General features: G+C 69.9%; 13 protein-coding genes and 1 other RNA gene. 3 read left to right on the forward strand and 11 right to left on the reverse strand.

All coding sequences use genetic code 11. The features are described 5' to 3' along the window. The first annotated feature begins 66 nt into the window (after window positions 1-66). Window positions 67-564 (forward strand): Lrp/AsnC family transcriptional regulator, encoded by a 498-nt coding sequence (locus tag ACR9E9_RS13945; protein ID WP_435199452.1) that lies wholly within the window; start codon window positions 67-69, stop codon window positions 562-564. Window positions 565-580: 16 nt separating this feature from the next. Here the strand turns inward: ACR9E9_RS13945 and ACR9E9_RS13950 are convergent, their stop codons facing one another. The 6 genes from ACR9E9_RS13950 to ACR9E9_RS13975 all read right to left on the reverse strand — a co-directional run bounded on the left by ACR9E9_RS13950 (window position 581) and on the right by ACR9E9_RS13975 (window position 6659). Beyond that, window positions 581-2344 (reverse strand): DEAD/DEAH box helicase, encoded by a 1764-nt coding sequence (locus ACR9E9_RS13950; RefSeq protein WP_435199454.1) that lies wholly within the window; start codon window positions 2342-2344, stop codon window positions 581-583. 49 nt (window positions 2345-2393) lie between these two features. Beyond that, the gene (locus ACR9E9_RS13955) at window positions 2394-3197 is read right to left on the reverse strand and encodes a thioesterase family protein (RefSeq protein WP_435199456.1); all 804 of its coding nucleotides are present in this window, start codon (window positions 3195-3197) and stop codon (window positions 2394-2396) included. Window positions 3198-3205: 8 nt separating this feature from the next. Further along, window positions 3206-3505, reverse strand: coding sequence for a DUF3039 domain-containing protein (locus ACR9E9_RS13960; protein WP_435199458.1), 300 nt, complete (start codon window positions 3503-3505; stop codon window positions 3206-3208). A 57-nt stretch (window positions 3506-3562) separates the two neighbouring features. Next, the gene (locus tag ACR9E9_RS13965) at window positions 3563-4120 is read right to left on the reverse strand and encodes a YqgE/AlgH family protein (protein ID WP_435199460.1); all 558 of its coding nucleotides are present in this window, start codon (window positions 4118-4120) and stop codon (window positions 3563-3565) included. A 9-nt stretch (window positions 4121-4129) separates the two neighbouring features. Continuing rightward, the gene (locus ACR9E9_RS13970; RefSeq protein ID WP_435199462.1) at window positions 4130-6211 is read right to left on the reverse strand and encodes a DEAD/DEAH box helicase; all 2082 of its coding nucleotides are present in this window, start codon (window positions 6209-6211) and stop codon (window positions 4130-4132) included. Between the two features lie 76 nt (window positions 6212-6287). Then, window positions 6288-6659 carry a VanZ family protein gene (locus tag ACR9E9_RS13975; protein WP_435199464.1) on the reverse strand — a complete coding sequence of 124 codons (372 nt, stop codon included), beginning with the start codon at window positions 6657-6659 and terminating at the stop codon, window positions 6288-6290. 62 nt (window positions 6660-6721) lie between these two features. Here ACR9E9_RS13975 and trxA point away from each other — a divergent pair, with 62 nt between their 5' ends. Together trxA and ACR9E9_RS13985 are read left to right on the forward strand one after the other, a co-directional pair. Continuing rightward, window positions 6722-7096 (forward strand): thioredoxin, encoded by a 375-nt coding sequence (gene trxA, locus ACR9E9_RS13980; protein ID WP_435199466.1) that lies wholly within the window; start codon window positions 6722-6724, stop codon window positions 7094-7096. Window positions 7097-7167: 71 nt separating this feature from the next. Then, the gene (locus ACR9E9_RS13985) at window positions 7168-7341 is read left to right on the forward strand and encodes a CsbD family protein (RefSeq protein WP_435199468.1); all 174 of its coding nucleotides are present in this window, start codon (window positions 7168-7170) and stop codon (window positions 7339-7341) included. A 71-nt stretch (window positions 7342-7412) separates the two neighbouring features. Here the strand turns inward: ACR9E9_RS13985 and ssrA are convergent. From ssrA to ftsE, 5 genes are all read right to left on the reverse strand, one after another. Then, window positions 7413-7779: a transfer-messenger RNA gene (gene ssrA, locus ACR9E9_RS13990) on the reverse strand. A 109-nt stretch (window positions 7780-7888) separates the two neighbouring features. Continuing rightward, window positions 7889-8371 carry an SsrA-binding protein SmpB gene (gene smpB / locus ACR9E9_RS13995; protein WP_435199470.1) on the reverse strand — a complete coding sequence of 161 codons (483 nt, stop codon included), beginning with the start codon at window positions 8369-8371 and terminating at the stop codon, window positions 7889-7891. A 91-nt stretch (window positions 8372-8462) separates the two neighbouring features. Next, complete coding sequence (locus ACR9E9_RS14000; RefSeq protein ID WP_435199472.1) at window positions 8463-9914, reverse strand: peptidoglycan DD-metalloendopeptidase family protein; 1452 nt, start codon at window positions 9912-9914, stop codon at window positions 8463-8465. Window positions 9915-9979: 65 nt separating this feature from the next. Continuing rightward, window positions 9980-10888, reverse strand: coding sequence for a permease-like cell division protein FtsX (ftsX, locus tag ACR9E9_RS14005; RefSeq protein WP_435199474.1), 909 nt, complete (start codon window positions 10886-10888; stop codon window positions 9980-9982). Beyond that, window positions 10885-11733, reverse strand: a complete 849-nt coding sequence (gene ftsE, locus ACR9E9_RS14010; RefSeq protein ID WP_435199476.1) for a cell division ATP-binding protein FtsE — start codon at window positions 11731-11733, stop codon at window positions 10885-10887. Before ftsE ends, ftsX begins: the two co-directional genes overlap by 4 nt. Window positions 11734-11842 lie beyond the last annotated feature (109 nt).

Genomic DNA, 11842 nt, shown 5'->3' on the forward strand with positions numbered 1-11842 from the left:
CGCGCCGCGGTGCACACGGTGCGCAATCTGTTGCCATCGGCCCACCCCTGACGCGACAATCTGACCATGAACGCCCCTCCCGCCCGGCCTGCGGTCATCGACGACCTCGACGCCCGTCTCATCGCGCTGATGAGCGACCAGCCCACCATCGGTGTCCTCGGCGCCTCCCGGGAGCTCGGGGTGGCGCGCGGCACCGTCCAGGCCCGTCTGGACCACCTTCGGGCGAAGGGGGTGATCCGCACCCTCGCGCCGACGATCGACCCGGCATCGCTCGGCTACCCCGTGACCGCCCTGTGCACCCTCGAGATCCGCCAGCGCCTGGGCCACGAGGCCGTCGTCGATCACCTCCTGGCGATCCCGGAGGTGCTCGAGATCCACTCCACGACCGGGGCCGGCGACTTGATCATCCGCATCGTCGCCGCGGACAACGCGGACCTCGGACGGGTCATCGACGCGATCATCGACGACACGCACGTGGTGCGCGCGAGCACCTCGGTCTGCCTGGTCACCCACCTCGAGATGCGCACCGGGCCCCTTGTCGAGGCGGCGGCCCGGCGCGGCTGAGCGCGGACTCCTCGGGTCAGCGCCGCCCGACGAACCAGCGCCGGATCCGCTCGATCCGCTCGGTGACCTGCTCGCTCGTGGCCTGCGCGAGCTCGGGGCCGCCGCAGGCGCGACGCAGGTCCATGTGGACGTTGGCGTGCGGTACGCCCCCCTTCTGGGCGTAGGCCGAGACGAGCTTGTTCAGCTCCTTGCGCTGCGCCGCCAGCGCGCGGTGGGCTGCGACCGGGGCGTCGGCCGCGGGCTTCGCCGGGGCGCCGGTGCGCTTGGACTGCTTCGTCTGGCGCTCGCTCAGGAGCGCGTGCACCTGGTCCGGCTCGAGCAGCCCCGGCAGCCCGAGGTAGTCCTGCTCGTCCTCGGACCCGACCTCGGCGTGCAACCCGAACTGCTGTGCGTCGTAGAGCACGTGGTCGAAGTGCGCGTCCGACTCCAGCGCCTCGAAGGATCCCTGGAGGTCGTCACTCGCGGACTCGCTGCGGTTGGCCTCCGCGAGCATGCCCTCCTCCTCGGACCACATCGGCGCCTCGTCCTGCGCCGACTCGGGGCGGTCGAGGGCGTGGTCACGCTCCTCCTCGAGCGCCCCGGCGTGGGCGAGGATCGTGGGAACGCTCGGCAGGAAGACGCACGCCGTCTCGCCGCGGGATCGGGCCCGCACGAAGCGCCCGACGGCCTGGGCGAAGAACAGCGGCGTCGATGTCGAGGTCGCGTAGACCCCGACGCACAGGCGGGGCACGTCCACCCCTTCGCTGACCATGCGCACGGCCACGAGCCACCGCGAGGTGCCGCTCGCGTACTCCTCGATCCGCTGCGAGGACCCGGAGTCGTCGGAGAGGACGATCGTCGGCTTCTCCCCGGTCAGCCCCTGGAGGATCCGGGCATAGGCACGGGCCTGGGTCTGGTTGGACGCGATGACCATCGCCCCGGCATCCGGCACCCCGCGGCGCACCTCGGTGAGGCGCTTGTCGGCGGCCGCGAGGACGGAGGGGATCCACTCCCCCTTCGGGTCCAGCGCCGTCCGCCAGGCCTGCGCGGTGACGTCCTTGGTCATCGGTTCGCCGAGCCGGGCGGCGATCTCGTCACCCGCCCGGGTGCGCCAGCGCATCGCGCCGCCGTAGGCCATGAAGAGCACCGGTCGCACGACGCCGTCACGCAGGGCCTCGGCGTATCCGTAGGTGTAGTCGCTGCTCGAGCGCAGGATCCCGTCGTCGCCGTACTCGTAGCCGACGAAGGGGATCGGGTTGGTGTCGGAGCGAAAGGGCGTCCCGGTGAGGGACAGGCGCCGCACGGCCGGCTCGAAGGCCTGCCGGATGCCGTCGCCCCAGGACTTGTTGTCGCCGCCGTGGTGGATCTCGTCGAGGATCACGAGGGTGCGCTCGCTGCGCGTGCGCTCCTCGTGGATCGAGGGGCGTGAGGCGACCTGCGCATAGGTGACGGCGACACCGTCGTAGTCGCTCGACGTGACTCCCGTGGTGTTGGAGAACCTCGGGTCGAGGTGGATCCCCACCCGCCCGGCGGCATCAGCCCACTGGGTCTTGAGGTGCTCGGTGGGGGCGACGACGGTCACCCCGGTGATCTCGCCGGCGGACAGCAGCTCGGCGGCCACCCGGAGGGCGAAGGTCGTCTTGCCGGCGCCCGGCGTCGCGACCGCGAGGAAGTCGGTGCGCCCGGTGTCGAGGTAGTCCCGCAGGGCGTCGACCTGCCACGCCCGCAGGGCTCCGGCGGTACCCCAGGCCGCCCGCCTCGGAAAGGCGGGTGAGAGGTTGGAAGCAGCAGACTGACTCATCGCAGGGACACCTTAGATCGCTGCGGCGACAGGGACGAAAAGGTGTCTCTCACCCTCGGGCGTTCTGCGCCACCATGGTCTGCAGCCCGGTCCCGAGATCGCCGTGACCGTCGGCCAGGGTCGTGTGCACCGTGCCCCCGTGACCCGGGCTCGCGAGCGCCTGGGAGCTCATCCGGATCCACTCCCCGTCGGGGTCGCGGTCGAGCGCGACGTGCAGGTCGCAGTTGATGTAGGTGTGCCTGCGCGGGTCGACCGTCAGGGTGATCCCGCCTCCGGAGTCGGCCAGGACGAGGGTGCGTTGCCACGGGGTCGGCACCTCGCCCGCCAGGAGCGGGATCCGCTGGCGGCCCCACGCCACGGTCGTGCCACCCGTGCCGACGCCGCCCTCGACGATGCGCCACTCCACGGCCCGCAGGTATCCGTCCTCGTGGGCGCCGGGCATCCGGAGGTAGCGCTCGTCGTCGGTGACCTCGGTGTCCGGGACGGCCCCGGGGCCAGCGGCACGGTGGCCGGTCAGGCTCGGGAAGTCCTCTGGCGCCCGCACGATGCGCCAGGCCCGCGCGATGGCCAGCGGCCTGCCGTCGGCACTCGCGCTCGCCTGGAGCAGCTCCATCGATCGTCCCGCGCGCAGCACCTCGACCTCCACGTGCAACGGCGCGAGCGGGATGGGGCCGAGGATGTCCAGCCGCACGTCGGCCAGACGCATGTCGGCCCGGGGCTCATGCATCTCCATCGCCCGGGCGAGCAGGGCGGCCGGGGGGCCGGCGTGCTGCGCGTGCGGGCTCCACGGACCGGCCGTCGGCGGGAGGGACTCGAAGCGACCCTCGTCGACCTGACGGTAGAAGGCCTCCACTGCAGCGGTCAGTCCTCGTCGTCCTGCGGGGATCGAAGACCGTCATAGATCTCCTTGCAGATGGGGCAGATCGGGAACTTCTCCGGGTCGCGACCGGGGATCCACATCTTGCCGCAGAGGGCCTTGACCGCCTCCCCCGACAGGGCGCTCTCGAGGATCTTCTCCTTGCGCACGTAGTGGCTGAAGCGCTCGTGGTCGCCCGGCTCGGCGACCTGGGGGTCCGGGTCGGTGCGCTCGAGCACCGCGGTGGACGGGGCGCCGGACTCCGGGAGGGCGCCGGGCTGGTTCGGGTCGAGGGGCGTGCTCATGCGCTCATCCTAGGCGGGCGGCCGGACGAAGGGAGCGGGACCGGGCCGGTGACCGGCTCAGTTCAGGGCTGGGTCGACGGGATAGGTCGACACCCATCCCACGGGACCGGTCTGGCGGCGCAGCACGCGGCGCCAGAGCGTCGCCGGGTCCTCGTCGAAGACGTCGTGGACCTCGGCGTCGACGACGTACCACCCACCGCGGGCCTGCTCCTCGGCGAGCTGCTCGGCGCTCCAGCCGGAGTAGCCGGCAAAGATCCGCAGCGCACTGACCTGCGGCCAGACGATCTCCTGGGGAGTGTCCAGGTCGACCAGGGCCACCGCGCCGAAGAGCCGCTTGAGCCCGGGAGGCGGCTCGACGTCCCCGGGAAGGCCGGCCAGCCCGATCGCCGAGTCGAGCTGGACCGGCCCGCCCTGGAAAACGCGACGTGGCTCGCTGGCCCCCTCCTGCCAGCCGGGCAGGACGTCGTCGACGGGGGCGTCGAGCGGCTTGTTGAGCACGACGCCCTCGGCGGTCAGCTCGTCGTGCTGGAGCATGAAGACCACGCTGCGGGCGAACAGGTCGTCACCCAGCTCCGGGGTGGCGACGAGCAGCTTGCCGGCGAGCGAGGTCTCCATGTCTCGACCCTAGGCCCGAGAGCGCCCCTGGTAACCACCCTGGCGACGATTGCCGCCGCCCTGGTGATTGCGTGCGCCGCGCGGTCCGCGGGTGCCCGAGTGACGACGCGCCGGGCGCGGGTCGACGAGCTTGCGGAAGTCGGTGTCCGAGATCGGCTCACCCGTGGGCTCGGTGGCCCCGATGCCGGTGAGGACCTCGTCCTCGGGAGTCGTCTTCGTGGGACGAGCCTCGAGGCCGGCCGAGGACGCCATGCGCATGACCTCCTTGCGCTGGTGCGGCAGGACGAGGGTGACGACGCTGCCCTGCTCCCCCGCACGAGCGGTGCGACCGGCGCGGTGGAGGTAGTCCTTGTGGTCGCCCGGAGGGTCGACCTGCATCACGAGCGACACGTTGTCGACGTGGATGCCGCGCGCGGCGACATCGGTGGCGACGAGCACCGGGATCGCGCCGGTACGGAAGGCTCCGATCGTCTTGTTGCGCACGGACTGGGTCAGACCACCGTGGAGGGCCGCCGCGGGGACGCCTTCCTCGCGCAGCTGACCGGCGATCCGCTCGCACCCGAGCTTCGTCCGGGCGAAGATCAGGGTTCGGCCGGAGCGCGAGGCGACCCGGGCGGTGATCTGCTTCTTGTGCTGCGGATCGATGAGGAGCAGGTGGTGCTCCATCGTCGAGACGCTCGCCGCGACGTCATCGGTGTTGTGCGTGACCGGGTCGATCATGTACGAGGCGACGAGGTCACCGACGCCACGGTCCAACGTCGCCGAGAAGAGCAGGCGCTGCCCGCCGGGGGCGCAGTCGTCGAGGATGCGGGTCACCGACGGCAGGAAGCCCATGTCGGCCATGTGGTCGGCCTCGTCGAGGACGGCCACCTCGATCTCGTCGAGAGTGAGTGCCTTGCGATCGAGCAGGTCGACCAGGCGGCCCGGCGTGGCCACGAGCACGTCCACCCCCTTGTCGAGCGCAGCCGTCTGGCCGGTGTAGGACAGACCGCCGGCGACGAGCTTGTGTCGCAGTCCGACGACGTGGACGAGCGGCTCGAGGGAGTCGCTGACCTGCATCGCCAGCTCACGGGTCGGCACGAGGATCAGCGCGCGGGGCTTGCGGCTGCGGGCACGACCACCGGCGAGGCGGGCGAGCATGGGCAGCCCGAAGGCGAGCGTCTTGCCCGACCCGGTCTGGCCGCGGCCGAGGACGTCCTTGCCGGCCAGAGCGTCCGGGATGGCCGCCTCCTGGATGGGGAAGGGCGAGGTGATGCCGTCGCGCGCCAGGCGCTCGACGAGCACGGGCGGCAGACCGAGACCGGCGAAGCCGTTGTCCTCGGCGACGTCCACGGGTCCGCTGATCGAGGTGCGGGCCGAGGAGGTCCAGGTGTCGGCCTCCTGGCGCAGCGCCTCCGGGTCCTCGACGCGCTCGACCGGGCGGCGGGTCTGCTCACGCTCGAAGCGCGGGGGGTAGCCACCGCTGCGGTTGTCGTCCTTGCGGCCCTGGTAGCCACCACTGCGGTTGTCGTCCTTGCGGCCCTGGTACCCACCACTGCGGTTGTCGTCCTTGCGGCCCTGGTAGCCACCACTGCGGTTGTCGTCCTTGCGGCCCTGGTAGCCACCACTGCGGTTGTCGTCCTTGCGGCCCTGGTACCCACCGCTGCGGTTGTCGTCCTTGCGGCCCTGGTAGCCACCACTGCGGTTGTCATCGTTGCGGCCCTGGTAGCCACCACTGCGGTTGTCGTCCTTGCGGCCCTGGTAGCCACCACCGCGGTTGTCGTCGTTGCGGCCCTGGTAGCCACCACCGCGGTTGTCGTCGTTGCGGCCCTGGTAGCCACCGCTGCGACGGTCATCGCTGCGCTGACGCTCCCACGGGCGCTGACCGCGCTCCTCGGTTCCGTCGCGGCGCACGCGCTTGGGGCGCGCCGCCCCGGCGGGCTCCTCACGCTCACGCCAGCGGTCCTTGGTCCTGGGCGCGTCAGCGGCGGGGCGCTGTCCGCGGTGGGGTCGCTTGGGCGCACCCTGCGAGGCGGCCTTCTTCTTCGCAGCGGCGTTCTTCTGGGCGGTCGTCCAACGGGTCTTCTTCTTGGGCGGCACGGGGCAGCTCACACTTCTCTCAACTTGACTGGATAAACCCGCAACTCATCGCGGGCGACATCCATGGTCGAAAGCGGCGTGCGAGCTTCTAGAGTCGGCGACGTCGTGGTCGCCGAAGCACCAAGGATACCCCCGCCAGGGCCAGGCCGATGCCCACGAAGTCGGCTCCGACGTCCCACGGGTCCCCCGAGCGGTGGATGAGGAACCGATGCTGGATGACTTCGCTCACCGGCGCGTGCACCGCGCTCACGAGGCCGACGAGCAGCCACGACCTCCCCTTCGCCAGCCCGGCCACGAGGATCGGCCCCCCGAAGACCACGGCGTGAATCACTTTGTCGCTGTGCGGAATTGAGGATGGCGGACCGGGGCCGAGGGGCAGGTACACCACGACGGACTGGACCACCATCAGGACGACGACCACCGCGAGCACGAGGGGGCGGCGGGGGGCGATCGTGCTCATGGGGCCAGCACAGCACACCCACGCTTCGCCAGTCCGTGGACCGGCAGATTACAGTGGATGCCATGACCAAGATCACCGATCTCGACCTGGATCTCTTTCGCTCGACGGTGTCGGGTGACGGAACCGTGATCGTCGACTTCTGGGCGTCCTGGTGCGGCCCCTGCCGCCAGTTCGCGCCGGTCTTCGAGGAAGCGGCAGACGAGCACAAGAACATGACCTTCGCGAAGGTGGACATCGACGACAACCCGGAGCTCGCGTCCTTGGCCAATGTCTCCTCCGTGCCGACTCTCATGGCCTTCCGCGACGGCATCCTGCTCCACCAGAGCGCTGGCGCGCTGCCCAGAGCGCAGTTCCAGCAGCTGCTCGACGCGGTGCAGGACGTCGACATGGACGAGGTCAAGGCGCAGGTCGCCGCGCGAGAGACCGCAGCCGACTGACATCCCCCGGGGTGGTCATTTCCCCCGTGCTGTGGTTGCGTGAAGTCTTCACCCACCACAGGAGGACCCCCATGGGTATCGAAGACAAGTTCGAGAACGCCAAGGACGAGAACGTCGGCAAGGCCAAGTCCGCTGCGGGTGAGGCCACCGACAACGAGAACCTCCGCGCAGAGGGCGATGCCCAGCAGGCGAAGGGCGGGCTCAAGGCCGCCGGCGAGAAGGTCAAGGACGCCTTCAAGAAGTGAGCACGACATGGGGAAGGGCGGGACCGCACGGTCCCGCCCTTCCTCATGTGCTGGCGTGACGTGACCACGAATGGTGGAGGTGGCGGGAATCGAACCCGCGTCCACTGGCAGACAATCAGGGCTTCTCCGGGTGCAGTGCGCTATGGATTTTCTCGGCCTCGGGGCTCGCACGCACACGTCCCCCGACAGGCCCAGTCGCGATGAAGTCCCACAGTGTCCCGCGACGAAACACTGCAGCAAGATCTCTAGCTGACGCTGGGATCTAGGTCGAGATCAAACCTAGGCCAACGGACTTCGGGCTCGCTCAGGCAGCGAGGGCGAAGTCGGTGCGCTTGGAATCGGCACCTATTGGTTTTGCACGGAGCGTTGACGAGATGACCGTGCATCCTCGACCCGCTTCCCCTGAAGGACCGGCCAATGTCGAAACCGATCACCCCCATGGGGTGGACACGTCACGCTGTTCAGTTGTGCTCTCTCAGTATCCACTCAACAGCGGATGCGACCAAACACATTCCCGCCACGGACTGACGATCCCGGGCGATCCGGGTCAGTTGCGGCGCTTGCGCAGGTCGGAGATGACGCGCTCGGACTCTCGGCGGTCCTGCTGCTCGCGCAGTGCGTGCCGCTTGTCGTAGGACTTCTTACCCGTGGCCAGGGCGATCTCGAGCTTGACCCGACCGTTCTTGAAGTACAACGACAGCGGGACCACGGTCCGCCCGCTGCCCTGGACCTTGGCGGAGATCTTGTCCAGCTCCGCCCGGTGGAGCAGCAGCTTGCGCCGGCGACGTGGCGTGTGATTGGTCCACGTCCCCTGCACGTACTCCGGGATGTGCACCTGCTCGAGCCACAGCTCGTCCCCGTAGAAGACGGCGTAGCCCTCGGTGAGGCTGGCCCTGCCCATGCGCAGCGCCTTGACCTCGGTGCCCATGAGGGCGACGCCCGCCTCGAAGGTCTCCTCGATGAGGTAGTCGTGCCGCGCCTTGCGATTGCGCGCGACGACGAGCTCGCCGTCCTTGCTCTTCTTCGCCACGGGATCCACCCCCTTCGTTTTCGTGATGTCGGGGGTCACCGTACCCGGTGGCCGGGGTGGTCTGGCCACCGGTTTGGCCGGCGTGGTCGCGTCAGAGCCAGCCGCGGGGGTCGGTGGGGGTGCCGTTCTCCCGGGTCTCGAAGTGCAGGTGGCAGCCCGTCGAGGTGCCGGTCGTCCCGACATAGGCGATGACCTGGCCGCGCTTGACGCTGCCGCTGCGCACCGCGAAGGACTCGAGGTGGTTGTACGTCGTGGCGAGCGAGGACCCGCGCTTGACCCCGTGGTCGACGACGAGCTGGTTGCCGTACCCCCCGGCGACGTGCGCTGCGACGACCGTGCCGTCAGCCGCCGCGACCACCGGCGTACCGCAGGCGGCGCCGTAGTCCCGACCCGAGTGCAGCCGGTAGGACTGGTGGATCGGGTGGAAGCGCAGCCCGAACTCGGAGCTGACCGCGGCCGTGCTCGGCGCGGCCAGCACCCCGGAGCTCGAGGGCGGGGCCGGGTTGGGGTCGGCAGGGGCCGGGGCCGGCGCGGCCGGCCTGGTGCCGGAGCCACCGGACGACGAGCTGCTGGACGAGGACCGCCGCGACGCGGCCTTCTTCTCCTTGGCCTTTCGGGCTGCTTCGGCCGCCTCGGCGCGCTCGCGGGCCTCGGCCTCACGCTTCTCCTGCGCCTCGCGGGCCTGACGGATCTCGGCCTCACGGATCCGCGCCTTGCGAGCGCGCTCCTCCAGGACCTTGGTCAGCTTGTCCGACTCGGCCTTGAGGCTGGAGACCTTCTTCTCGTCCTTCTTCTTCTCCGCGCGCAGCGTCGCCGCCTGGCTCGTCTGGTCCTTCTCGAGACCCTCCAGTTCGCTCTCGGCCTTGTCCGCGGCGGTGCTGGCGGCCTTCGACGCCGCGAGCTTCGTCTCCTTGGCCTCCTTGGCCGACTTGGTCTTGGTCCGCAGCGCACTGAGCCGGTCACCCGTGGAGACGAGGTTGGCCCGGTTGGCGCTCAGGTCCTGCAGAGCGGTTCCCTGTGACTCCCCGACCGACTCGGCCATGACCATCTTGTCGACGAAGTCGCTCGGATCCTCGGTGCCGACCGCGACGGACAGCGTGCCCGTGCCCTGCTGCTGGTAGACCCGCCCGGCGAAACCGGCGACGGCGCGCCTGGCGGTGGTGATCTTCGTACTCGTCGAGCGCAGCTCCTTCTCCGCCTTGCGCTCGTTGGCCTGCGCGACGTCATAGGCCGCCGCGGCGTCGTCGTACTCGCCCTGGGCCTTCTCCTCGGCCTCCTTGGCCCGGGTGGCCTTGGTCCGGGCCGCGGGCAACTTGGCGCGGGTGGACTTCAGCTTTTCGTAGGCCTTGACCAGGTCGGTCGAGGTGTCGTGCAGGTCATCGTTCGCGTCCGAGAGCTGCTTGTCGACCGTCGCCTTGCGGTCCGCGGGGTCCGGGTCGGCCGCCGCCTGGGACACGGCGCCCGCGAGCAGGCACACCGACAGCGCCGCACCGGTGACAGCACGGGTTCGGCGACGGGCCGGGGGCCTGGGGGTAGAACGCATCGCGGACCACGGTAGCCACGAAGCACGGGCGTGGACAGCATTGCCCGCGGAATGGGCGCGGCGTGTCACACCCGCAGGTAGCGCCAGAGCGTCACCGTCGAGGTCGCGATGGCGAGCACCACGACCCCCAGGACGAGGAAGGGGGCGATGAACCACACGTCGTCCGCCGAGATGAAGGCGGTTGCGGTGGAGTTCTCCTCGAGCAGATATCGGTCGAAGAGCGCCCAGGCGGACACCCACAGCAATCCGATCGCCATCACCACCCCGATCAGCCCGGAGAAGACGGTCTCGATGATGAAGGGGGTGCGGATCGTGCGGTTGGAGGCACCGACGAGCTTCATGATCGCGATCTCACGACGGCGGGTGAAGGCCGCCTGCCGGATCGTCGTGGCCATGAGGAGCACCGCGGACACGAGTGTCAGGACGGCGAGGCCGACCATGACGGCGGTGATGATGTTGATGGCCCGAAAGAGCGGGGAGAAGACCTCTCGCAGGTTCGGCACGCTGGCCACACCGGGCGCTCCGTCGAAGGCGGAGGCGACGGTCGCGTACTCCTCCGGGTCACTCAGCTGCACACGGTAGCTGGGTGGGATGTCACCGACGCGGATGTTGCTGGCGAGCGGGGAGTTCTTGTAGTCCTCCTTGAAGCGGTCGTACGCCTCCTGCTCGGACTCGAAGTAGACCTCCTCGACCAGTGGCTCCATCTCCGTCAGCTGCGCCGAGATGGACTCCTTCTGGTCCTCGGTCACGCCACCGGTGGAGCAGTTGGGCTGGGCGGAGGTCTCCGTGCACATGTAGATCGAGACCTGGACGCGGTCGTACCAGTACCCCTTCATCTGGTCGACCTGCTGCTGGGCGAGCAGACCGACGCCGAGGAGATACATCGAGATCATCGTCACGAGGATCACCGAGACGGCGATGGACTTGTTGCGCCGCAGGCCTTCCCAGGCGTCAGCGAATACCGAGGGCTTCATCGCAGCAGGTCCTCCGCGTCGTCGTCCCAGTCGTCAAAGGCGTGCACCTCACCCAGCGGGGGCTCCTCCGGAGGCTCGTGGGTGGCCACTCCCCCTTCGCCGCCGTGGTCGTCGTCGGTCCGTCCGGCCTCCCGCTCCTCCCGGTCACGGGAGTCGACGACCTTGGGGACATAGCTGCCGCCCTGCTCGTCGCGGATGATCAGCCCGTCCTCGAGCTCGATCACGCGCTGCTGCATCGCGTCCACGATGGTGTTGTCGTGGGTGGCCATGACGATCGTCGTGCCGGAGTCGTGGATGCGGCGCAGCAACTTGACGATCTCGAGGCTGGTCGCCGGGTCGAGGTTGCCCGTCGGTTCGTCGGCGAGGAGCACCGGGGGCTTGTTGACGACGGCGCGGGCGATGGCCACCCGCTGCTGCTCGCCACCGGAGAGCTCGTGCGGCATCCGCTTCGCCATGCCGGCGAGGCCGACGAGCTCGAGGGTCTCCGGGACCAGCGCGCGGATGGAGCGGCGGGGCCGTCCGATGACCTGCAGGGCGAAGGCGACGTTCTGCTGGACCGTCTTGTTCGGCAGCAGGCGGAAGTCCTGGAAGATCGTGCCGACCTGGCGGCGCAGCTGCGGCACCTTGCGCTGCGGCATGCCGCGCAGGTCGTGCCCCCCGACGAGGAGACGGCCGCCGCTGACGACCTCCTCGCGGATCGTCAGGCGCACCAACGTCGACTTCCCGGAGCCGGACGCACCGACGATGAAGGCGAACTCCCCGCGGTCGATGTTGAGGTCGATCCCGCCGAGTGCCGGGTGGCTCTGGTTGGGGTACCTCTTGGTGACGTTCTCGAATCGGATCATCTACTGCACGCGGCCTCGGGGGACGAAGGGGACATTGGCCGCCTGCAGGATAAGCCGCAGGGCACGACGGCCCGTGACATCACCGTGATCTCGGCGCGTTCGGGCCCGT

The organism is Janibacter sp. GS2, from assembly GCF_051200835.1.
In the GTDB taxonomy this organism is placed as follows: domain Bacteria; phylum Actinomycetota; class Actinomycetes; order Actinomycetales; family Dermatophilaceae; genus Janibacter.

Excerpts from the sequence above, each read along its gene's own strand:
- ACR9E9_RS13945 (WP_435199452.1), top strand. The coding sequence starts at position 67 with ATGAACGCCCCTCCCGCCCGGCCTGCGGTCATCGACGACCTCGACGCC.
- ACR9E9_RS13950 (WP_435199454.1), bottom strand. The coding sequence starts at position 2,344 with ATGAGTCAGTCTGCTGCTTCCAACCTCTCACCCGCCTTTCCGAGGCGG.
- ACR9E9_RS13960 (WP_435199458.1), bottom strand. The coding sequence starts at position 3,505 with ATGAGCACGCCCCTCGACCCGAACCAGCCCGGCGCCCTCCCGGAGTCC.
- ACR9E9_RS13965 (WP_435199460.1), bottom strand. The coding sequence starts at position 4,120 with ATGGAGACCTCGCTCGCCGGCAAGCTGCTCGTCGCCACCCCGGAGCTG.
- ACR9E9_RS13975 (WP_435199464.1), bottom strand. The coding sequence starts at position 6,659 with ATGAGCACGATCGCCCCCCGCCGCCCCCTCGTGCTCGCGGTGGTCGTC.
- trxA (WP_435199466.1), top strand. The coding sequence starts at position 6,722 with ATGACCAAGATCACCGATCTCGACCTGGATCTCTTTCGCTCGACGGTG.
- ACR9E9_RS13985 (WP_435199468.1), top strand. The coding sequence starts at position 7,168 with ATGGGTATCGAAGACAAGTTCGAGAACGCCAAGGACGAGAACGTCGGC.
- ACR9E9_RS14000 (WP_435199472.1), bottom strand. The coding sequence starts at position 9,914 with ATGCGTTCTACCCCCAGGCCCCCGGCCCGTCGCCGAACCCGTGCTGTC.
- ftsX (WP_435199474.1), bottom strand. The coding sequence starts at position 10,888 with ATGAAGCCCTCGGTATTCGCTGACGCCTGGGAAGGCCTGCGGCGCAAC.
- ftsE (WP_435199476.1), bottom strand. The coding sequence starts at position 11,733 with ATGATCCGATTCGAGAACGTCACCAAGAGGTACCCCAACCAGAGCCAC.